The organism is Chryseobacterium urinae (genome assembly GCF_030518295.1).
GTDB lineage: Bacteria > Bacteroidota > Bacteroidia > Flavobacteriales > Weeksellaceae > Chryseobacterium > Chryseobacterium mucoviscidosis.
Genome location: NZ_JAULSJ010000006.1, coordinates 20500 through 42956, shown reverse-complemented (window position 1 = coordinate 42956; position 22457 = coordinate 20500). Strand labels below are relative to the sequence as shown.

Genomic DNA, 22457 nt, shown 5'->3' with positions numbered 1-22457 from the left:
TCTTAAGGCAGTATTGTACGTTTGAGCTTGTCGAAGGCTTAGATGATTAAGAAAATCAATAATTGTAAAGAAGAAAATGGAAAAAGATAACCATACCAATTATATAAAACCCATCAACTTGGTAAAAGTGGAGTATGCACAAACAGGGCAAAGCAAAAAGACCAACGAAATGGGGATGCGTGAAATGCAGGCAAATGCGTATGAAGCGAGAACGGCAAAATACCTTTTGCTAAAAGCACCACCAGCTTCAGGAAAATCTCGCGCTTTGATGTTTATTGCTTTGGATAAATTAATCCATCAAGGCATTAAAAAAGCCATTGTTGCTGTTCCCGAACGCTCCATTGGAAATTCGTTCAGTCCTACAGAATTAAAGAAATATGGGTTTTATGCCAATTGGGAACCCAATCAAAAATACAATCTTTGTACACCGGGAAGCGATGCTGGTAAAGTAAAAGCATTTCATCAGTTTTTGCAAAGTGATGAAAAAGTTTTAATTTGTACTCACGCCACTTTGCGTTTTGCATTTGAGGAGTTAGATGAAAAAGAACTGAATGATTGTTTGATAACTATTGATGAGTTTCACCACGTTTCGGCAGATGGCGATAATAAATTAGGAAATGTGATGCGCAATATAATGGCTAATTCTACGGCTCATATTGTGGCAATGACGGGTTCGTACTTCCGAGGAGACAGTGTTCCTGTTCTATTACCGGAAGATGAAGAAAAATTTGTAAAAGTTACGTATAACTATTACGACCAATTGAATGGCTACGAATATTTGAAATCTTTAGGTATCGGTTATCATTTTTACCAAGGAAGATATTACAAAGTGCAGCCGGAGCGTAATATGTCGGCATTAGAAGAAATTCTGGATGAAGATTTAAAAACGATTATCCATATCCCAAGTGTAAATTCGGCAGAGTCATCTAAACAAAAAAATGATGAAGTAACTCACGTTATTGACTGTATTGGTGAATTAGACTATCAGGATTCTGAAACAGGAGTGTTGTTTGTTAAAAGCAAGCGAAGTGGAAGGATTCTGAAAATTGCAGATTTGGTAAACGATAATCCAAAAGATAGAGATAAGATTGTAGCTTATTTGCGTGGTGTAAGCTCACCCGATGATATAGATATGATTATCGCATTAGGGATGGCTAAAGAAGGCTTTGACTGGCCTTTTTGCCAACACGCACTTACCATAGGTTACAGAGGTTCGTTAACTGAAATTATTCAAATTATTGGTAGAGCAACTCGTGATAGCAGCAATAAAAAACACGCTCAGTTTACCAATTTGATTGCTCAACCTGATGCGGTAGATGACGATGTAAAACTAGCGGTGAATAATATGCTGAAAGCCATTACAGCATCATTACTTATGGAACAAGTTCTTGCTCCGAACTTCAAATTTAAGCCAATGGATAATGATGAGGATGATTTGGAAGATGAAGAAGAGGAAAATGGGAAGCCAACCATCAAAATACGAGGATTTAAAACACCAACTTCCCAACGTGCAAAAGACATCATTGAAACTGATTTAAACGATTTGAAAGCACGCATTTTACAAGATGATACAATGCTAAAAGCATTACCGGGAAATTTAGAACCTGAAGTTATCAACACGGTTCTCATTCCGAAAATAATCAGAGAGGTGTACCCAGATTTATCAGAAGATGATGTAGAAGCGGTTAGGCAATATGTGGTGGTAGATTCGGTAATAAAGAATAGTACCGTTGAAGAACAAGGCTCAAAGAAATTTATCAAAATGGCAGGAAGCTTTGTAAATATTGACGATATTAATATTGAATTAATTGACCGTGTAAACCCGTTCCAGAAAGCATTTGAAATTCTTTCTAAAAGTGTTACTACTTCAGTTTTGCGTGCAATTCAAGATACTATCAATATCACAAAGATCGAAATGACAGAGCAGGAAGCTATTATTCTATGGCCTAAAATAAATGCTTGGGTGAAAGAAACTGGCGAAAAACCAAATATTCAGTCCACTAATCCAATTGAGCAGAGACTGGCTCAGGCTCTTCTGTTTATTCAGGATGCTAAAAGAAAAAGAATGCAAAATGGCTAAGACTTTAGATGATATATTTAATGAAGATGACTTTGGTTTATTAGATTCCAGTGAGAAAAAGTCTGTCATCAAAACAGATGAAGACCGTCTTATAGAATCGTTCGAAGAAATCAATAGTTTCTTTGAAAAAAACAAAAGGGAACCCTCCAATTCTTCCATCGCTGAATATTCTTTGTTGGCGAGACTTAAGGAATTTAGAAATAATGATAGTAAAAAAAAGATGGTAAAACCATTTGATAGGTTTAATTTGCTTGGGAAAGTAGAATATGAAACGCCATCAATTGATGAAATTTTAAACGATGATGAATTGGGATTGCTTGACTCGGATGGAGACAATTCTATTTTTGAATTTAAGCATACACCCCAAATTGATAAAAGAGCAAAAGCAGAATCAATCGCACAAAGAAAATCATTGTCGGATGATGACTTTGCTAAATATGAGGTAATGTTCCAGAATGTACATCGTGATTTAAAATCTGGAAGACGAAAAATGCTTCCTTTTAATGATGCTGAAACTAATCTTAAACAAGGTAATTTCTATTTGGTAGATGGTCTTTTAGTTTATTTGGAATCATCCGATGCAGAAAAAACTCTTAAAGAGAATAAGACTGGTGATAGAATACGTTTAGATGGACCTACCACAACTATTTTTGAAAACGGAACAGTTTCTAATCTGCTTTTTCGTTCATTAGGAAAAGCGATTCAGAAAAATGGAAAACTAATTACTCAGCCACTTGATGATATTGAAAAAGATTTAGCTGTAAATGCAGGGATGGTAAAAGAAGAAGATATAGAAAGTGGCTGGATTTATATTTTAAAATCTAAGTCACAAAATCCTGAAATTAAAAATATAAAGAATCTTTACAAGATTGGTTTTTCAACAGTTCCAGTAGAAACCAGAATTAAAAATGCAACAAAGGAAGCTACGTATTTATATGATAATGTAGCAATCGTTGCAAAATACAGTTGCTATAATATTAATATACAAAATTTTGAAAATTTGCTGCATCGATTATTTGCATCTGTTTGTTTAGATATTGATTTATATGATGCTAGTGGAAAAAGGTTTATACCAAGAGAGTGGTTTGTAGTACCTATAGATGTTTTGAATGAAGCAATTGAATTATTTATTAATGGTAGTATAATAAATTACCGTTTTGATAATTTGCAAAATAAAATCGTTCTAAAATAAAAATATCATTATATACAGAGTAAATAAAATAAAAGTGAAATCCTCCGGAAACAATGGCAAGACGAAATAAAAAATGAAGGATGGAAATTATTCTCCTTAGCCCAACCAACAATTTCATTTAAACTAATAAGAAAATAAAAAATAATTCAAAACAAAACCAAGAACTCTCTTCATTACGAGATTGGCTATTGCCCATGCTGATGAACGGGCAGGTGAAGGTGTGAGATAGAGTTTTAGAATAGTAGTTAAAAATAATATACAAGTAAATAAAAATGAATTATTTAGTAGATTTTAAAGAATTCTATTTGCGCACAGTTTTACCTAATACAATAAGTTACAAAACTTATTTTGGAATTAATAATTTTGATCAAAAAATTAATATATTAATTGATAATTATAAAAAGTCATATAATAGTAATCCTTTCGAGGTTGTAGATGTTGAGAATAGTATTGTTGTATTGGAAAAAAACCTAAAAAAAGATGATACGCTTTTTTCGGATTATAGTAAAAGCAATGGTAATGATGTACCAAAATATATACTATTAACTCATTTTACTAAATTTTTAAGGTATTATAATTCACCAGTTCTTTTCTCCACATTTCAAGATTTTGTAAATCTTGTACACAAGGATATCAATAATATTGGCAGAAGCAAAGATTTTATTTCAAAATTTAGAGAAACCAGAAAAAACTTTGCTGGACATAGTAAAATCGTGAATCAAGATCTGTTATTTGGAAATGTAAGAGATACATACTGGACAATAAATTTGGGAGCAGAAAAAGAAATTCAATATCACATGCACTTGTCTCAAACAAGTATAAGATATGGATTAGGCTTTAATTTACAAGGTTCCCAAAATAATAATGATCCAATAAAAAATGTACGCCCGTTTAAAGAATCTTTTTATTCTTTTCGAAAAATGATAGATTACAATCTACAAGATTACAAATTTTTGGAAGACAATGAAGAAAAACTAAAAAATCTAAATTATGGTGAATTTATATTGTATGGTTATGAGATTCCAGTTGCAAAAGATTCGAATAATTATATAGTTCAAGGTTTAGACTATTTAAAAATACTTTATGATTTGCGGAATAAGCAGTTTAAAGCCTATAAAATCATATTTGAAAATTCGAAATTACCACCGGAACATCTAATGAAAATTAACATTATGAATGACTTCATCAAATTTTTAAATTTTAAAAAACAAATCATATTACAAGGACCTCCGGGAACGGGGAAAACCAGAGAAGCAAAACTGATTGCAAAGGAAATGTTAGGATTAAATCCAACTGATGATTTAAAAGGCAATGAACAGTTCAAAATCATCCAGTTTCATCCAAGCTACACCTATGAAGACTTTGTACGAGGAATTGTAGCAGAATCAAAAGGTGATAAAATTGAGTATAAGAATGTCAATAAAATTTTGGGGGAGTTTGCTGATGCAGCGTTAAAAAATTATTTAGATTCAAAAAAAATCCCGGAACAGGTTTCAAAAGAAAATTGGGTAAATACACATTATATTAAGTTTAAAGAAAGCATACAGAAAGAAATTGAGACCGATAATGAGGTGTTGATTAAAGAAGAAACAAAGCCAAAGATTACTTTTGTTGAAGATAATTCCCTGAGAGTGAATCGTTACAGTAACGAAAACGATTCTGTTCTGGTTAAGGATTCAGATATTATTAATGGTTATGTAGGATTGTATTTATCCGAAATGACAAGTAAGATCAGAGACAATGAGTTGTTGTCTAAATCTGCAAGAAGTGGAATGTACTATCTATATAAAAATCTGGTAGAAAAGTTTAAAAAATATCTTGATGAAAATAATTTGCAGTATAGTGTCACAAACGAGACTAAAAAAATAGATAAAAAGCCATACATCCTTATCATTGACGAGATCAACCGTGCAAACTTATCTTCGGTTCTTGGCGAATTAATTTACGCGTTAGAATACCGTGGAGAAGAAGTAGAAAGTATGTATGAAGTAGATGGCTCTCAAAAATTAGTTCTTCCGCCGAATCTCTACATTATCGGAACCATGAACACCGCAGACCGAAGTGTAGGACATATCGATTACGCCATCAGAAGAAGGTTTGCATTTGTAGATGTTTTACCTGAAAAGCTGAAAGATACTGAAGATATATTTTTTAATACTCTGGGCTTCGTAGAAGTTGCAAAATTATTTATTAAAGTTGGAGAAGATGAGGTAATCAATTTTGAAAATGCGGAAGATTCAGATTTCCTTTCTAATGATTTTTCTTCGAAAGACGTGGCTTTAGGTCATAGTTATTTCATTGCAGACAGGAAAAAGATATCAGAAGAAGAAAAAGAAAATTATTTCAAAATGAAGATGAAGTATGAGGTTATTCCTATTCTTAATGAATATCTTAGGGATGGAGTTTTTAATGAATCTGCAATCGCAAAAATCAAAGACATTGAACAGCGCTTTGCCTAAACTTATAAGGCTTTACGAACATTGGGAGCATACTGAAGACTTCCTTGAAATTGAGAAGAGTCTCTACTTCAAGAAAGATAACAGATGTTCTGTATTTCAGTATGAGAATATAAAAGAAAACGATGTTGAGAAGTGCAAGATAAAAGCCAATTACTATATTGGAGTTGGAACGGTTGCCAATAACCATCATATTTTTGTTTCTCCAAAAGTAAATAATAAACTTTTGGAAAGTATTCAGGAAAATTTAGATGATATAGATGTTGATCATACAGCAAAAGCAAAAATTGAAAGTAAAGAAGAAGTAAATTCATTACCGGAAGTCGATGTGGTAAAAATGCTTTCAGAAATAATAAAGCTTCCTGATGCAACCAAAGAAATATCGGAGCTTCTGGATATTGATTGGGATGCTCCCGAAATAGAAGTCGAGCATTTGGACAATGATTATTTATCACCTTTTTTGGTCGTACAGTTCATACTTTTAATGAAAAAAATCGTTAAGAAAGGACTGAAGAAATCGTATTACACAGTAGAAGAAAATTTAAACAGCAGAATAAAAGGTAAAATTTTAATTCCTAAAACGATTAAATTAAACCATCTTAAAAATAGAGAGACAAATACTTTTTGCAAATATCAGGAGTTTGGCTTTAATAGTATTGAAAACAGGTTTTTAAAAAAGGTTTTAGAATTTGTAAATAATTACTTATCAACAAATAAAGAACTGTTATCATCCGTTAATTCAGAAATCCGGAACACTATAAACTATATCTCTTCTGCATTCGAATTGATTAGTCCGCTGGAAAATATCAAAGAAATAAAAAGCGTAAAGCATAATAAATTTTACAAAGAATACAAAGAAGCAATCCATTTGGGAGAACTCATTTTAAAAAACTTTTCCTACTCAATCACAAAATCTAATACTACAGCCAGGAAAAAAACACCGCCTTATTGGATTGATATGAGCCGTTTGTTTGAGTTATATGCCTATAAAAGATTGTTGGAAAACGAAGCTTACAGAAAGATTAAATACCATTGGAAGACGTTTGGAAACGAAGTGGATTTTATAGGTTTTTATAATAATCCTGAAAAAGGTAATGAAATACCAATTATTATAGATGCTAAATATAAGTTGCATTATGAAAACAGCAAAGAACATCAGGATATGAGACAGGTTGCAGGTTATGCGCGCTTGAAAAAAGTTTATCATCACTTTTCGGATAAAGTTAAAAATTCAGATATAATAGATTGTTTAATTATCTATCCAACTCTGAATAAAGAAACTGAATTACAAATTTCTGAAATAAAAGCATATCAGAATATCTATAAAATGGGAATTTGTCTACCGATTAAGTAAAGAAAAAATTGATAAATAATACAATAAATACATTCAGTTCTACCTATGTTCCCAACCTACCACATCGCCATTCTCGAAGACAACCCCAAACAAATGGAAAAATTGGAACTGTATCTTCAGCATGTTCCCAATGTTCAGATTGTTTTAAAAAGCAGCAGTTCAGCTCATTTCTTTGAGGAACTGAAAACGGTAAAACCGGATATTTTGCTGGCGGATCTGGATCTGGGCAGCGACAGCATGACGGGAATGGAAGTGGCGCAGGAAATCGGGATTCCGGTGTTCTTTGCAAGTGCCAATACCAGAGAATACATCGGAGATATTGAGAATCTCAAACGCGATTCCGGGATTTGTGTAGATCATATTACCAAGCCTTTTACGGAAGAAAAATTTGTTAAAAGTTTTAAAAGGTTCTTACAGGAAGTTTACTTGTTTTCTAGTCTTCAGTACGTTTATCTGGATTTTAATAAAACAAAAAGAAACAGGATTCTGATTGATGATATTGTCTATTTAAGCGCAGATAAGTCTTCCGGCTCCGAATCCAACAACAAGCAGATTCATTTTATTAACCGGAAAACGGAGAATCTTATTGATTTTTCCTTTTCGAAAATGGAAGATAAAGGACTGATGAAAAGTCAGTTTATAACGATTCATAAATCTTTCAGAGTCAATAAAAAATACATTCAGTGTTATCATAAAAAAGATGAACATGTAGAAATTATTGTATTTGATGAAAAAAACAAGACAAAATGTCATTACCTGCCTGTGTCAGAAAATTATCAGAATGACATAAAAAAACTTTTGGGCTAAACGCTCTTATTCCTCAAAAAAAAGCTTTTGTTCCTGCGTTTCCGGTTATGTTTTCCGGAAACGCATTTTTTTATTTTCCGGATGTTTTTTTGTTGGTACTCCTGTACAATAAACAATTATTAAAACAAACAATGGAAACATCTTTTGAAGGAATAATTCCTTCCGTTAATTATCATCTCTGGGAACCCTGTAATATGAAATGCAGGTTCTGCTTTGCAACATTTCAGGAGGCTAAAAAAATACTTCCTAAAGGACATTTGCCTAAAGAACAATCTCTGGAACTGATAAAGCAGATTGCCGGAATGGGTTTAAAAAAAATAACCTTTGCAGGAGGGGAGCCTACAATATGTCCATGGATTTCAGATCTTATTGCCACTGCAAAAGAATCAGGGATGACAACAATGCTGGTGACCAACGGAACCAAGCTGAATGAAACGTTTTTTAAGAAAAACCAGAAGAATCTGGACTGGATCATCTTGAGTATTGATAGTCTGAATGATGAAACCAATATTAAATCGGGAAGAGCTTTTAAAGGAAAAGATCCGTTAACTGCGGAAGCCTATAAATCGCTTATAGATGAAATTAAGGGGTATGGTTTTCAATTAAAGGTCAACACAGTTGTCCATCGTCAGAATTACAATGAGTCTTTAATGGATCTGATTCTTTATGCTCAGCCAAAACGCTGGAAGGTATTTCAGGTTCTGCCGATGAAAGGGGAGAATGATGAACACATTGAAGAATTTATTATCAGTCAACAGCAGTTCGATCATTTTATAGCGAACCATCAGTTTTTGAAAGATCATGAAATATTGGTTTCTGAAGATAATTCTGAAATGAAAGACAGCTATGTGATGATAGATCCTGCGGGAAGGTTTTTTACCAATAAAAAAGGCTTTCAGGAATACAGCAGACCAGTATTGGAAGCAGGAGCTAAAAGAGCTTATGATGAGATGGATTACAGCTATAAAAACTTTTTAGACAGAGGTGGTTTATATCAATGGGATTAATTTAAAATTATATGAAAACAAAAATTACGCTATCCGGTGAAGTGGCTTCTGGAAAAAGTACAGTAGGAAAATTACTGGCAGAACAATTAGGGTATCAGTTTATTTCTTTAGGAAATTTAATCCGGGAGAGAGCAGAAAATGAAGGATTGAATATTTTTGAATTTCAGCGAAGATGTACTGAAAATCCGGAAACTGATAAAGAAATTGACAGGGAATTCGCTGATGAATGCAATAAAAAAAGAACATTTAATTATTGATTATCGTTTAGGATTTAAATTTATTAACAATGCTTTTCATGTTTTTCTTAAAATCTCTGAGGAAGATGCTGTCGGGAGACTGAAAAAAGAAAATAGGTATAATGAAACTTTTGAAACAGTTAATGAGAGGAACACAACTTTTAAAAAACAGTTTGAAAATGCGTATGATGTAGATTATACTTTAGAATCACACTATGATCTGGTTGTTAATATAAATAATACAGTGACACCTCAGGAAATAGTAAATGTAATTTTAACTAACTTAAAATAAAAAATGAAAAAGAAAATCACTCCTGCACAAAACAGTGCTAACTTGAAAAATCCTAACAAAGGAACAAATGGTACGAACAGCCAATATGATCAGAATCAGGGAAACAGAGGGAAACAAATGAGTAATAATCAAAAGAAGGCATAATAATCAGGTCCGGTAATTGCCGGACTTTTTAAATTATTAAGGAATTAATTCAACACCTCCGATCCAAAAATCCTCACACAGTATTCACTTCCCAGAAATCTCGGATCACCATATTTTTCAGACCAGAAACCATCCAGAATATCTTTGCTGATACAGCGGTAAACCGCCACACCCTTGTAAATTTTGAGATTTTCCCCTTCGTAGCGGAAGTTGATGACCAGAATTCCGTCTTTATAAAAACCGGTGCCTTGCTGCATATGATCCCCAATCATCCACTCAGCAATGATGCGTTGGTTTTCGTCGAGGGATAAGGTGAGAATCCCATAATAAGAAACTTCCGCAGACTCTTCCTGATTGCTTCCCTGAATAGAATAACTTCCTGCTAAATCCTGTACTGTCATTTAATTTAATTAATCATACAAATGTAAATTAATATAAGATTTTACAGAGGATTCTTTACAATTATTTAGAATAAATCTGCTAAGGATATTTTTTATTCAATAAGTGTTGAAATATTTTGCAGATCTAATGTTTTTTTATATTTTTATCTCTCAAACTATAAAAAATATATCATGAAAAATCTAAAAAAGGTTTCTAGAAATGCGATGAAATCTATTCAGGGAGGTATCATTAAAGGTATGGTAAGATGTAAAGATCCAAATACATGCGTTGTTCAATGGGGATGGGGTGGAGGATCATCAAGTAACTGCGGTACTTTTGATATTATTTGTGGAGAAGCTCCTCCGCAGGATCCTTGCGAATATACTTTATGTATATAAAAAATATTTAAAGGAGTGTTTATTAACACTCTTTTTTATTTTAGATTTGCCAATGTTTTATTTTTTAACAGCCATCAATCTTTTTACCTTTATTATTTATGGAGCCGACAAGAGAAAAGCAGAAAAACACCGGCGGAGAATTTCCGAAAATGCACTTTTGGCGATTTCTTTTTTGGGTGGAACTGTCGGAGCTTTACTGGCAATGATCTTCTTCAGACACAAAATTTCCAAGACTTCGTTTTTATTAAAATTTGGACTCATTGTTTTAATACAGGCTGTTTTCATTTACTTTTTTGAAAAATATTCATAGGATTGATGGTTAAAAATTTAATCAATTATTCAAAATTCTAAGGATATAAATATTCAATAAATGCTTTAATGATAATAGTTTAAGAAACTCGCTCCGTTTAATGCACTCATTATGAATTTGTTAATTAACAAAAGTTATTGATGCATATTTCATTAAAAATCACTATTTTTGCACCCGTAAAAATCTTATATGCAAAACATTAGAAATATTGCGATTATCGCACACGTTGACCACGGTAAGACTACCTTGGTTGATAAGATCATCCACGCAACCAATATTTTCAGAGAAAATCAGGAGAGTGGGGAGTTAATTATGGATAACAATGATCTTGAAAGAGAAAGAGGGATCACCATCTTATCCAAGAATATTTCTGTTACTTATAAAGACACGAAAATTAACGTAATTGATACACCGGGTCACGCCGATTTCGGAGGAGAGGTAGAAAGAGTACTGAAAATGGCAGACGGAGTAATTTTGTTGGTGGATGCGTTCGAAGGACCGATGCCACAGACAAGATTCGTACTTCAGAAAGCTTTGGAACTTGGTTTAAGACCTTTGGTGGTAATCAATAAAGTAGATAAGCCAAACTGCCGTCCGGATGAGGTTCACGATCAGGTATTCGATCTTTTCTTCAACCTGGATGCAACTGAAGAGCAGTTGGATTTCCCAACGTTCTACGGTTCTTCTAAACAGGGATGGTTCAACACTTCATTAGAGCAGACTGAAGATATTTTACCTTTACTGGATGGTATTTTACAGTATGTTCCTGCGCCGAAAGTTACAGAAGGTAATCTTCAGATGCAGATTACTTCTCTGGATTATTCTTCTTTCTTAGGAAGAATCGCGATCGGAAAAGTAACGAGAGGCGAAATTAAAGAATCTCAGTGGATCGGTCTTGCACAGGCAGACGGAAAAGTAGCTAAAGGAAAAGTAAAAGAACTATACGTTTTCGAAGGATTAGGAAAGAAAAAAGTAACTGAAGTTCAGGCAGGAGATATCTGTGCTGTGGTAGGTTTCGACGCTTTCCAGATCGGAGATTCTTTCGTAGATCTTGAAAACCCTGAGCCTTTGGAAAGAACAGCAATTGATGAGCCTACGCTGAACATGACGTTTTCCATCAACAATTCACCTTTCTTCGGGAAAGACGGTAAATATGTAACGTCTAACCACTTAAAAGAAAGATTAACCAAAGAATTAGAGAAAAACTTAGCATTAAGAGTTCAGCAGACCGACGATGCAAACACGTTCCTTGTTTTCGGTAGAGGTATTCTTCACTTATCAGTTCTTATTGAAACCATGAGAAGAGAAGGGTACGAAATGACGATCGGTCAACCACAGGTTATCCTTAGAGAAATCGACGGAGTAAGCTGCGAACCTTACGAATCTTTGGTAGTAGACGTTCCTGAAGAATATGCTTCAAGAGTAATCGACTTAGCTACTCAGAGAAAAGGTGACCTTCATATCATGGAAACAAAAGGAGAAATGCAGCACATGGAATTCGAGATTCCTTCAAGAGGTCTGATCGGATTGCGTTCTCAGATGTTAACAGCGACTGCGGGAGAAGCGATTATGGCACACCGTTTCACAGAATACAAGCCTTTCAAAGGAGCTATTCCGGGAAGAAACAATGGTGTGTTGATCAGCAAAACACAAGGTCCGGCTACAGAATATTCCATCAACAAACTACAGGATAGAGGCAAGTTCTTCGTAGATCCGGGAGAGGAAATCTACGCAGGAATGATCATCGGTGAGCAGAATAAACCGGGTGACCTTGTAGTAAACATCGTGGAAGCGAAGCAGCTGAACAACATGAGAGCAGCAGGTAAAGATAAAGATACAGGCGTTGCTCCGAAGATCTTATTCTCTCTTGAAGAATGTATGGAATATATTCAGGGTGATGAAGCCATTGAGGTAACGCCGAACTTCATCCGTATGAGAAAGAAATTACTTTCTGAAGAAGACAGAAAAAAAGTGGAAAGAGCGGCTAAAGCTTAATTCAGTTTTTATAATAATAAAGCTCCGGTTTTTCGGGGCTTTTTTTTGTTTTAAATAAGAGTATGTTTAAAATTCAATCTGTCATTCTGAATGGAATTTTGCGAAGCATTATGAAATGAAGAATCTTTTTAGAAATTAATCAAAATAGGAGAGGATTTTACTCGGTTTAAATATTCGGTAAAAATTCTGGCTTTAGTCAGAATTCAATATAAAACTTGCCTAAACTTTTTTACCGCAAAAGATGCAAAAGATTGTAATATTTAGTTGTTTAAGCTTAATAATTAAATCGAAAAAAATAGCACATAAGTTAAAAAATCAAAAATTTTTCTCTTGCAGACTTTTGAAATACTTTAAATAAATCCAATAAAGTCTTTTGTATTTTGCGGTAAAATTTAGAAGTTGTTTAAAGTAAAAAAATTTGCTCCTTTAGGAGCAGAATCTGTGTAGAAACAAGAATAAATCCGTCAATCAATCCATAGGATTGATACCTATATTGCGATAAATTTTCTAAAGATAGCGTTCCTACGGAACGTAGAACGCCTTGTGAATATGTTTTCTACACAGATAAAAACTCTATAGAGTTTTCCGCCATTTTACTTTAAACGACTTTTTAAAATGAGTTTAAACAAACTTGTAAGTAAGGAAGTCTTTTAAAGTTTACCTGAGTGAAACGCCTTCGCAAACTTAAAAGCAGTCAATAGTCAAAAAAACTTTGCGCTAAAGCATCAGTAATTTTAAATCAAAGTTCAAATAATTCATTTTATTATTGTAATTTAAAATCAACAAAATAAATTAATGTAGTTTTGCAGACTATGAGAATGAATACCCTAAAAATAATCGTTTTATCGGGATTTTTTACATCATTTATTGCGTGCTCCACACAGAACAGTGCAGTGAAAGCTTCCACACCCGTAAAAAATTCTACGAAACCTGCCATAACAAAACCTCCTCTTCCTATTACAAGCACAGATCCTTCGGCTATACCTCCGAAAGATGATACTTTCCGAACCAATCTTCCGGAAATTAAAAGAGAATTTCGCGGAGCATGGATTGCTAGTGTTGCCAATATCAACTGGCCTTCAAGAAATAATTTATCCGTCGATCAGCAGAAGGCAGAAGCCATTTCCATGCTGGATATGCTGAAAGACAATAACTTCAACGCCGTTATTTTTCAGGTAAGACCTTCCGCAGATGCTTTGTACACCAGTAATCTGGAACCTTGGTCATATTTCCTGACCGGACAGACCGGAGCCGCTCCTTATCCGAATTATGATCCTTTACAGTTCTGGATCGAAGAATCTCACAAAAGAGGACTGGAACTCCATGTGTGGCTGAATCCGTACCGCGCTCATCATTCGAACGGAGGCTCACCCAACAGTTTATCTATGGTGAATAAGCTTTCCGACATCGTCATCCGCCTGAAAAACGGAATGTACTGGTTTGATCCGGCAGATCCGAAAACGCAGGGACACGTTTCAAACGTAGTAAAAGATATTGTAAAAAGATATGATATTGATGCCGTACATTTTGATGACTATTTTTACCCTTACGCAACCTATAATAAAGGAGCAGATTTTCCCGACAATAAAACCTGGAATGCGTACGTAAGCAACGGAGGAACCTTAACAAGAGCCGACTGGAGAAGAGATAATGTGAATAAATTTGTTGAAAGAATTTACAAAGAAATCCACACAGAAAAGAACTATGTACGATTCGGGATCAGTCCGTTCGGAATCTGGAAACCCGGTTATCCGGAAGGTGTGGTTGGTTCTTCTCAGTATGATGAACTTTATGCCGATGCCAAATTGTGGTTAAATAAAGGCTGGGTAGATTATTTCTCGCCACAGTTGTACTGGCCGATAGAATCCAAAGGACAGCCGTTTGAAGGCTTATTGAACTGGTGGAAATCTGAAAACACAATGAACCGACATCTTTGGCCGGGCTTGAATACGGTAGAAATTAAAACTTCAGACCGTCCGACCGAAATTAAAAATCAGATCGAAATATCGCGGCAGGTTTTAGGGAAAGATGCAGGGGAAATTCACTGGAGCATTGCCGGTTTAACCAAAAATGCCAACATGCTTCCGACCCTGAAAAACGGACCCTATAAAGAAAAAGCGTTGGTTCCAAAAACGTCATGGATAAAAGCTATTCCTTTGCAGACCCCGACTTTGTTCATCAATAACAACGGAAATTCTGCGCAGATAAGCTGGAGCGTAAAAAATATAAAAGAAGTTTTCCAATGGGTGCTTTTTACCCAGTACAACGGAATCTGGGAAACTGAAATCCTTACTCTGGATCAGCTTTCCAGAGAAATTCCTAAAAATAAAGAAGGAAAAGTGCTGAATGCAGTTGCCATCAAAGCAATTGACCGATTAGGTAACGAAAGCGATTATATCGCCAAGAAAATAAAATAATTTTAGCAAATAAAGATAAAATTCAGCAGTCTTAAACAGGCTGCTGTTTTTTTATTTTAACCACAAAGTCACAAAAGATTTTGATGCATCTTTAAAAGTTAACAAGCATAAGAATAAAAAGAGCACAACAGTTTTTAAAAATCTTTAATTTTTATGCTTTTGAATACTTTAATTATTTTGAAACTGAGCCTTATCATTATCTTTTGTACCTTTTGTGGTTAAATTTTCCTGTCATTCTGAATGAAATTTTGCGAAGCAATATTCAATGAAGAATCTCTTAAAAATGACAGTTTTATTGATTGAAAATGTAAGCACTTTTTTTCACCACAAAGTCACAAAAGATTTTGATACATTTTTAAAAGTTAACAAGCGTAAGAATAAAACAACATAACAGTTTTTAAAAATCTTTGATTTTTATGTTTTTGAGGACTTTAATTATTTTGAAACTGAGCCTTATCATTATCTTTTGTGCCTTTTGTGGTTAAATTTTCCTGTCATTCAGAATGGAATTTTGCGAAGCAATATGCAATGAAGAATCTTTAGTCTGAAGTTATTTTAGATTTTTCGACTCCACTTCGTTTCGCTCAAAATGACAGTACTGCAGATTAAGAAGGCTTTTTTTAACCACAAAGTCACAAAAGGTTTTGATACATTTTTAAAAGTTAACAAGCGTAAGAATAAAAGCACACAACAGTTTTTAAAAATCTTTGATTTTTATGCTTTTGAATACTTTAATTATTTTGAAACTGAGCCTTATCATTATCTTTTGTACCTTTTGTGGTTAAATTTTCCTGTCATTCAGAATGGAATTTTGCGAAGCAATATGCAATGAAGAGTCTCTTAAAAATGACAGTTTTATTGGTTGAAAATGTAAGCACTTTTTTTCACCACAAAGTCACAAAAGATTTTGATACATTTTTAAAAGTTAACAAGCGTAAGAATAAAAGAAAATAACAGTTTTTAAAAATCTTTGATTTTTATGCTTTTGAGGATTTTAATTATTTTGAAACTGAGCTTTATCATTATCTTTTATGCCTTTCGTGGTTAAATTTCCCCAAATTCCGGATAGTTGGGAAGAAATATCATTTAATATAGTAAATTTGCTTCTGCATATAATAACCGGATCTGGCTAACTGTAAATGATATGAATGATTTTTTAATAGGCATTGGAAAGAGACTGAAAGATATCAGGAAAAAAAATAATTTAACCATTAACGAATTAGCTTTCAGAGCCAATGTAAGCAACGGACTCGTTTCCAGAATAGAAAACGGAAGAACGATTCCTTCGCTTCCCGTTTTGTTGGATTTAATCCAGTCTCTGGAAATTGATGCAAGTTACTTTTTTGAAGGGGTTGAGAAAAAATCAAACGCAAAATTCATTTACCTGCCCAAAGAAAACCAGCAGCTTATTGAAAAAGAAGTGGAAGCCGAAGGGTTTAAATACATGCATATCTTCAGCAAAAGCCTTCATTCTTTAGGTTTTGAAGCGGTTTTACTCACCCTTGAACCCAAAGCCAAAAGAGAAAAAGTAATTACCGATGCATGGGAATTCAAGTATATTCTGAAAGGAGAAGTAAAATATCTGATCGATAATGAAGAAGTGATATTAAAAGAAGGAGATTCTCTTTATTTTAACGGAAAATTCCCGCACGTTCCGGTGAGCATCAGTAATGAAAGCTGTATTATGCTGGTTTTGTATTTTTACTCAGGATAAATTTTACGTCTCTTTTTTAATTGTTTATTTACAAATATTCAATTATTATTTTTCATAAAAGTTTACAAATACGCAACTTTCTGTTTTTTATCAAACCTTCTGATTTAACTTTAAATTAATCTTTGGGCGGTTGTTTTTTTGAAAATTTTATTAAACAAATATGCATTGCATATTGTGTTCTATCTTCTGAAACACTGATTAACACTCATGTTTTTCCATTATGAAAGAAGAATACGGTACTTTCTGCAGGTAAAACTGAGGTAACAATTCTGCTTCATTTATTAAACATTACTTAATATAAAATAATTACATATATTAAAATTATTGACTTTTTTTGCGATATAAATTTAATATATGTAAACAATGGAGCCGATAATAAAAAAATCTCTATTCCCTCTTTTTGCCTGTTGCAGTATCTTTATCTCTGCCCAGCAACAGATCGTCACAGGAATTGTTTCAGACCATAATCAGCCGCTTCCGGGAGCTGCCGTAAAGGTTGCCGGAACCTCCAAAATCATCATGACCGATTTGGAAGGAAAGTTTTCCGTCAATGATCTGAAACCGGGACATTATGATCTGCAGATCTCTTATATTGGTTTTGAAAATCAAAATATCACAATATATCTAAAGTCTCAGCAGACTATGGATCTGGGAATGATCTCCATGCTTCAGAAACAGAAAAACATTGACGAAGTCATCGTTACGGGATCTCTGAAAAACAGCGAAGCAAGAGCCTTAAATCTTCAGAAAAACGCAATCAATATTTCCAACGTTATTGCTTCCGACGGAATCGGAAAATTACCCGACCGAAATGCTGCGGAAACCGTTCAGCGTGTGCAGGGAGTTTCCATAGAGAGAGATCAGGGAGAAGGAAGATTTGTTTCTCTGAGGGGATTGCCGCCATTCTGGGCATCAACAACCATCAACGGAAACAGACTTCCCACAGCGGAAGAGGAAACTACATCCAGAGCAACCGCTTTCGATTTTTTTCCGACGGAACTTATCTCTTATGTTCATGTAAATAAATCTTTCACTCCCGATATGGAAGCCGACGGAATCGGAGGCGGTGTGAATTTCATTACGAAAACACCACCCATGAAAACCGAGTTCAAAGCAACGCTGGGAAGCGGTTACAATGCTAAATCTGATAAAGGAGTCTACAACATCGGTTTGCTTTACGGCGGAAGAACAAAGGATAAAAAATTCGGGTATTTATTCAATTTTGCACACTTCATCCGAAACTGGTCTACCGATAATTTTGAAGCCAGAAGAAGCGGGGACGAAGGTGTTTTCAGGTTAGAGCTTCGCGATTACAACGGAGTGAGAAAAACGACAGGATTCAACACGGCATTTGAATATGTGCTGTCTCCAAAAACCACATTTTATCTCAAAGGAATGTACGGAACGCTGTCTGATGATGAAACGCACTACAAACACAGAATCCGTTTTGATAAATTCAGTTCCGCCAACAACACCGCAAGAGTGGAATTGCAGAACATCCATAACCGTCTGATTACAGAATTAACTTCGGTTTCTTTAGGCGCAGTTCATCAGTTAAACAAAGGGAAGATCGACTGGGATCTATCGTATTATGACAATAAATTCAAATACGGAAACATTCCCGATAAGCAGAACAACTCCTATTTTGTCATTAAGTACACTCAATCCGGAGTGGTAATTGATCCTGCTTATATTGCCAATCACGGAATAGGTCCGAGAGCTTACTGGAAAGCCGATGGCGGAAAATTGGACTACAAAGATCCGGACGCGTTATTTGGCTTTTACAGCGATCCCAATTTTAAAATGGATGCCTCCAAAATGAGATTTACCGATCTTGAATTTTACAAAGTCTTTGTTGAAGAAAAGGATAAGATTGTCGCTGCTTTTAACCATGAGATCAATGCTTCAGATCGTTTAACCTTAAAATACGGCTTCAAATACAGGGATAAAGAACGGAATGCCAGATTCTCGGATATTTTCTACAACTGGAATAACGGAACGGCACCGCTTTTATCAGATTTTGGACAGTACATCACCACTCAGGCGAATGGAACTCAATATTTAAGCGAAATGAACACCCACATCGGGAATACGTTCGGTCCTGTTCTGTCGACATCGGGAATGGATCAGTTCTGGTTTCAGAATCAGGGAAATTTAAAGATCAATACAGCCGATTCGGAAGCTCTGGAATACAATAAAGCACTCGGAAGAAATTTCGATGTCTTTGAAAAACACGCCGATGCTTACGGAATGGGAACGTATAAAGTGAATGACAAGATTACCATTTTAGGAGGGATCAGATTATCAAATACCAATACGCAAGTAAAAGGATATAATGTAATCAATAATGCCCTGATTCCTGTTGAAAACACAAAAAAATACCTTGCCGTTTTGCCGATGCTGCATGTTAAATACACTGTAAATGATAAAATAAATCTGCGTTTTGCCGCTACGAGAACATTTTCCAGACCCAATTTCGGAGATTTAACTCCGGGAGGAACATACAGCGAAGCAGACAACGAATTCAAAGGCGGAAACCCGAATCTGAATCCGACCTATTCACTGAATTTTGATCTGATGGGAGAATACTATTTTTCAAACGTAGGAATTCTGAGCGGGGGAGTATTCTATAAATCCATTACAGATCCTATTTTTCAGGATTCTTTCATCGGAAACTACAACGGAATAAACGGCGTACAGTTCACCGCACCAAATAACGGAAAAGCCGCTTCACTAAGCGGAATCGAATTGGGCATCAACAGAAGATTCGATTTTTTACCCGGTTTCCTGCAATACTTCGGAACACAGCTTAACGCCACTTTCATGGATTCTGAAATGGTAAAACCAGGCGGAAGGAAAGTAAAACTTCCTTATCAGGCAAAAGAATTATACAATGTTCAGTTGTTTTTCGAGAAAAAAGGATTCAACGCAAGACTGGCGTACAATTACAAAGGCAAATATGCTGTGGAATATGCGGAAGATGATATCAATGATTCCTACTACGGCAAATACAGCAGTCTGGATTTCGGAGGTTCCTATCAGTTCACCAAACATCTCATGCTATATGCAGACGTGAACAACATTCTGAATAAACCGCTGATCTACCATTTCGGAAAAGACGAAACCCGTCCAGAACAGGTTGAATATTACGGAGTAAGATGCAACTTGGGAATAAAGCTTAATTTCTAACCGGATCACCATGGTAAAAGCGGTCGATAAAAAAACAGCAGTAACCCTGAAAGCGGCTTTCGCGGCATTTGGAGTGTACTTTTGTATGTATGGTTTCCGGAAACCCTTTACAGTCGCCTCCTTCGAAGGACTTTCTTATTTCGGGATCGATTATAAAGTTTTGATAATCATTGCGCAGGTTATGGGATATTTTATCTCAAAATTTCTTGGAATTAAGTTTATTTCAGAATTAAAGCCGGAAAAAAGGATCTTCTATTTATTCATCTTTATTGCAGTTGCAGAAATTGCTTTGCTGGGTTTTGCCGTCATTCCCGCTCCATACAATATTCTTTGTATGTTCATTAACGGGATTCCGCTCGGGATGATCTGGGGAATCGTTTTTTCTTATATTGAAGGAAGAAAGACAACGGAAATCATCGGTTTGTTTTTGTGTTCGAGCTTTGTGGTTTCTTCAGGATTTACAAAATCCGCAGGAAAGTTTTTAATGGATACTTTCCGTATTTCAGAATTCTGGATGCCCTTTTCGGCAGGATTGTTATTCATCATTCCGTTGCTCATATTCGGACTGATGCTGGAAAAACTTCCGCAACCTACGGAAGAAGACATTCTGTTAAAAAACAAAAGAGAGCCGCTTCATAAAGCAGAAAGAAAAAAAATCATGCAGCAGTTTCTGGTTCCGATGGTATGCATTACACTGTTGTATGTAAGTCTTACGGTTTTAAGGGATTTCAGAGATAATTTTAACCGCGAGATCTGGGATAATCTGCACATCAGATTCAGCAGTTCTGTCTTTACCTTAACGGAAATTCCGATTGCTGTTATGGTGCTTCTGATCTTAGGGTTCATGGTGAAGATCAAAAACAACAGAAAAGCTTTTGCCTGGTATCATTATCTTCTTTTTGGGGGAATTTTAACCGTAGGTTTTTCAACCTTTTTATTTGAAAGCACTATTATATCGCCTTTTTTATGGATGGTTCTTTCAGGTTTCGGAATGTACCTCTGCTATATCCCGTTCAACGGAATGTATTTCGACAGGATGATTGCCGCTTTCAATATCAAAGGAAATGTAGGATTTCTGATCTATCTCGTAGATTCTTTCGGGTATCTGGGAAGTGTTCTGATTCTGCTTTACAAAAATTTCGGCTCACCGCAGACTTCATGGCTGAATTTTTATATCCGGCTGAACTACATCATCGTAGCCATTGTGCTGGTTTCTTCCTTCATCGCATTGGTCGCATTCAGAAGAAAATCAGGAAAAAATGAAATCAATAAAAAACCATACATCAGTTTCGATCCTTCGAAAAGTATATAAATTATAGTAAAAATGACAACAAAATTTGATTTAATCGTTGTAGGAGGAGGCATTTTAGGAACCTTTCATGCGTATCATGCGCTGAAAAAAGGACTTAAAGTAGCTTTAGTGGAGAAAAATTCAGTTCCTCAAGGAGCAACAGTAAGAAATTTCGGACAGGTCGTACCTTCCGGAATGGATCTCAAATGGCAGAACTTCGGAAGAGAAAGTTTAGCCATGTATAACGAACTTCAGCTTCAGGCTGATTTAACGGTAAGAAAAAACGGTTCGGTCTATATCGCATCCAATGACGAAGAGCTTCAGCTAATTAATGAGCTGCATGAAATCAATAAAAATAATGATTATGAATCTGTTCTTCTTTCAAAAAGCGAATGCATCAGCAAATTTGATGGTCTTCGTTCAGATTACTGCAAAGGCGGATTGTTTTTTCCTCAGGAACTATCGGTGGATTCTGCTGAAATGATTGTAAAATTTCACCGATTCCTACAGGAAAAACTGAAGCTGGAAATTTTCTACAACACGACCATTGTTGAAACCCATGAAAATGACGGAGAATGTATTGCCATCACTGCAGCCGGAACAGCACTGAACGCCTCAAAAATAATCATTTGCGGCGGACATGAATTTAAAACCTTATTTCCAGAAGTTTTTAACAAAAGTGATCTTGAAGTAAGCAAACTGCAGATGCTTCAGACAAAACCACAGGGAATTTATGCGCTTCAGGGAAATATTCTCACCGGACTTTCCGTCAGAAGGTATGAATCCTTTGAAGAATGTCCGTCTTTCAGAAAAATCAAATCAATGGAAGATCCGAATTCCTTTGAGAAAAAATACGGAGTCCATATTTTATTCAAACAGGCTTTGGACGGTTCAGTTATTTTAGGAGATTCCCATGAATATGCAGATGCGAAAAGTGCAGATGATCTAGGATTTGACCTAAATATGGAAATTGATGAATTCATGATTAGTGAAGCAAAGAAAATCATAGATCTTCCGACTTACGAGATCCAGAGAAGATGGTTTGGAGTGTATTCCCAGTGCAAAACAAAAGATATTTTCGAGTACAGTCCGTCTCCCAACATTCATATTGTAACGGGAATCGGAGGAAAGGGAATGACGGGAAGCGGAGGCTTTTCAAAATTTAATATAGATAAAATTTACGCATAAAATTAA

Annotated in this window: 18 protein-coding genes; 17 read left to right on the top strand and 1 reads right to left on the bottom strand. The window is 35.0% G+C overall.

The features are described 5' to 3' along the window. Positions 1–76 precede the first annotated feature (76 nt). The 9 genes from QWT87_RS05185 to QWT87_RS05145 all read left to right on the top strand — a co-directional run bounded on the left by QWT87_RS05185 (position 77) and on the right by QWT87_RS05145 (position 9568). On the top strand, positions 77–2080 hold the full coding sequence (locus QWT87_RS05185; protein ID WP_302714368.1) for a DEAD/DEAH box helicase: 2004 nt from the start codon (positions 77–79) through the stop codon (positions 2078–2080). Further along, positions 2073–3272, top strand: coding sequence for a GIY-YIG nuclease family protein (locus QWT87_RS05180; protein WP_302714366.1), 1200 nt, complete (start codon positions 2073–2075; stop codon positions 3270–3272). Before QWT87_RS05185 ends, QWT87_RS05180 begins: the two co-directional genes overlap by 8 nt. Positions 3273–3544: 272 nt before the next feature. Further along, the gene (locus tag QWT87_RS05175) at positions 3545–5731 is read left to right on the top strand and encodes an AAA family ATPase (protein WP_302714364.1); all 2187 of its coding nucleotides are present in this window, start codon (positions 3545–3547) and stop codon (positions 5729–5731) included. Continuing rightward, positions 5712–7082 (top strand): 5-methylcytosine restriction system specificity protein McrC, encoded by a 1371-nt coding sequence (locus QWT87_RS05170; RefSeq protein ID WP_302714362.1) that lies wholly within the window; start codon positions 5712–5714, stop codon positions 7080–7082. The genes QWT87_RS05175 and QWT87_RS05170 overlap by 20 nt, the downstream gene beginning before the upstream one ends. A 45-nt stretch (positions 7083–7127) precedes the next feature. Continuing rightward, positions 7128–7889, top strand: coding sequence for a LytR/AlgR family response regulator transcription factor (locus tag QWT87_RS05165; protein ID WP_302714360.1), 762 nt, complete (start codon positions 7128–7130; stop codon positions 7887–7889). A gap of 131 nt (positions 7890–8020) precedes the next feature. Further along, a complete protein-coding gene (locus tag QWT87_RS05160) occupies positions 8021–8896 on the top strand; it encodes a viperin family antiviral radical SAM protein (protein ID WP_302714357.1) in 876 nt (291 codons plus the stop codon). Positions 8897–8907: 11 nt separating this feature from the next. Beyond that, the gene (locus QWT87_RS05155) at positions 8908–9153 is read left to right on the top strand and encodes an AAA family ATPase (RefSeq protein WP_302714355.1); all 246 of its coding nucleotides are present in this window, start codon (positions 8908–8910) and stop codon (positions 9151–9153) included. After that, entirely contained in the window at positions 9119–9424 is a 306-nt protein-coding gene (locus QWT87_RS05150) for a cytidylate kinase family protein (RefSeq protein WP_302714353.1), read from the top strand. The genes QWT87_RS05155 and QWT87_RS05150 overlap by 35 nt, the downstream gene beginning before the upstream one ends. 3 nt (positions 9425–9427) lie before the next feature. After that, positions 9428–9568, top strand: coding sequence for a hypothetical protein (locus QWT87_RS05145; RefSeq protein WP_288457738.1), 141 nt, complete (start codon positions 9428–9430; stop codon positions 9566–9568). A gap of 44 nt (positions 9569–9612) precedes the next feature. Here QWT87_RS05145 and QWT87_RS05140 read toward each other — a convergent pair whose 3' ends face one another. Further along, on the bottom strand, positions 9613–9969 hold the full coding sequence (locus QWT87_RS05140) for a hypothetical protein (protein WP_302714351.1): 357 nt from the start codon (positions 9967–9969) through the stop codon (positions 9613–9615). Positions 9970–10140: 171 nt separating this feature from the next. On the opposite strand from QWT87_RS05140, the gene QWT87_RS05135 reads away from it, so the two are divergent. The 8 genes from QWT87_RS05135 to QWT87_RS05100 all read left to right on the top strand — a co-directional run bounded on the left by QWT87_RS05135 (position 10141) and on the right by QWT87_RS05100 (position 22451). Then, entirely contained in the window at positions 10141–10347 is a 207-nt protein-coding gene (locus QWT87_RS05135; protein ID WP_087710641.1) for a bacteriocin-like protein, read from the top strand. Positions 10348–10399: 52 nt separating this feature from the next. Next, positions 10400–10657: a DUF1294 domain-containing protein gene (locus QWT87_RS05130; RefSeq protein WP_288457741.1), complete on the top strand. Its 258-nt coding sequence runs from the start codon at positions 10400–10402 to the stop codon at positions 10655–10657. Positions 10658–10846: 189 nt separating this feature from the next. After that, positions 10847–12652 (top strand): translational GTPase TypA, encoded by a 1806-nt coding sequence (typA, locus tag QWT87_RS05125; RefSeq protein WP_302714346.1) that lies wholly within the window; start codon positions 10847–10849, stop codon positions 12650–12652. Positions 12653–13464: 812 nt separating this feature from the next. Continuing rightward, positions 13465–15069, top strand: a complete 1605-nt coding sequence (locus QWT87_RS05120) for a glycoside hydrolase family 10 protein (RefSeq protein WP_407933582.1) — start codon at positions 13465–13467, stop codon at positions 15067–15069. Positions 15070–16213: 1144 nt separating this feature from the next. Next, complete coding sequence (locus QWT87_RS05115) at positions 16214–16783, top strand: helix-turn-helix domain-containing protein (RefSeq protein ID WP_302714343.1); 570 nt, start codon at positions 16214–16216, stop codon at positions 16781–16783. Positions 16784–17146: 363 nt separating this feature from the next. Continuing rightward, positions 17147–19972, top strand: coding sequence for a TonB-dependent receptor (locus QWT87_RS05110; protein ID WP_302714340.1), 2826 nt, complete (start codon positions 17147–17149; stop codon positions 19970–19972). A gap of 10 nt (positions 19973–19982) precedes the next feature. After that, positions 19983–21284, top strand: a complete 1302-nt coding sequence (locus QWT87_RS05105; protein ID WP_302714338.1) for a DUF5690 family protein — start codon at positions 19983–19985, stop codon at positions 21282–21284. Positions 21285–21296: 12 nt separating this feature from the next. Next, positions 21297–22451: a TIGR03364 family FAD-dependent oxidoreductase gene (locus tag QWT87_RS05100; protein ID WP_302714336.1), complete on the top strand. Its 1155-nt coding sequence runs from the start codon at positions 21297–21299 to the stop codon at positions 22449–22451. Positions 22452–22457 lie beyond the last annotated feature (6 nt).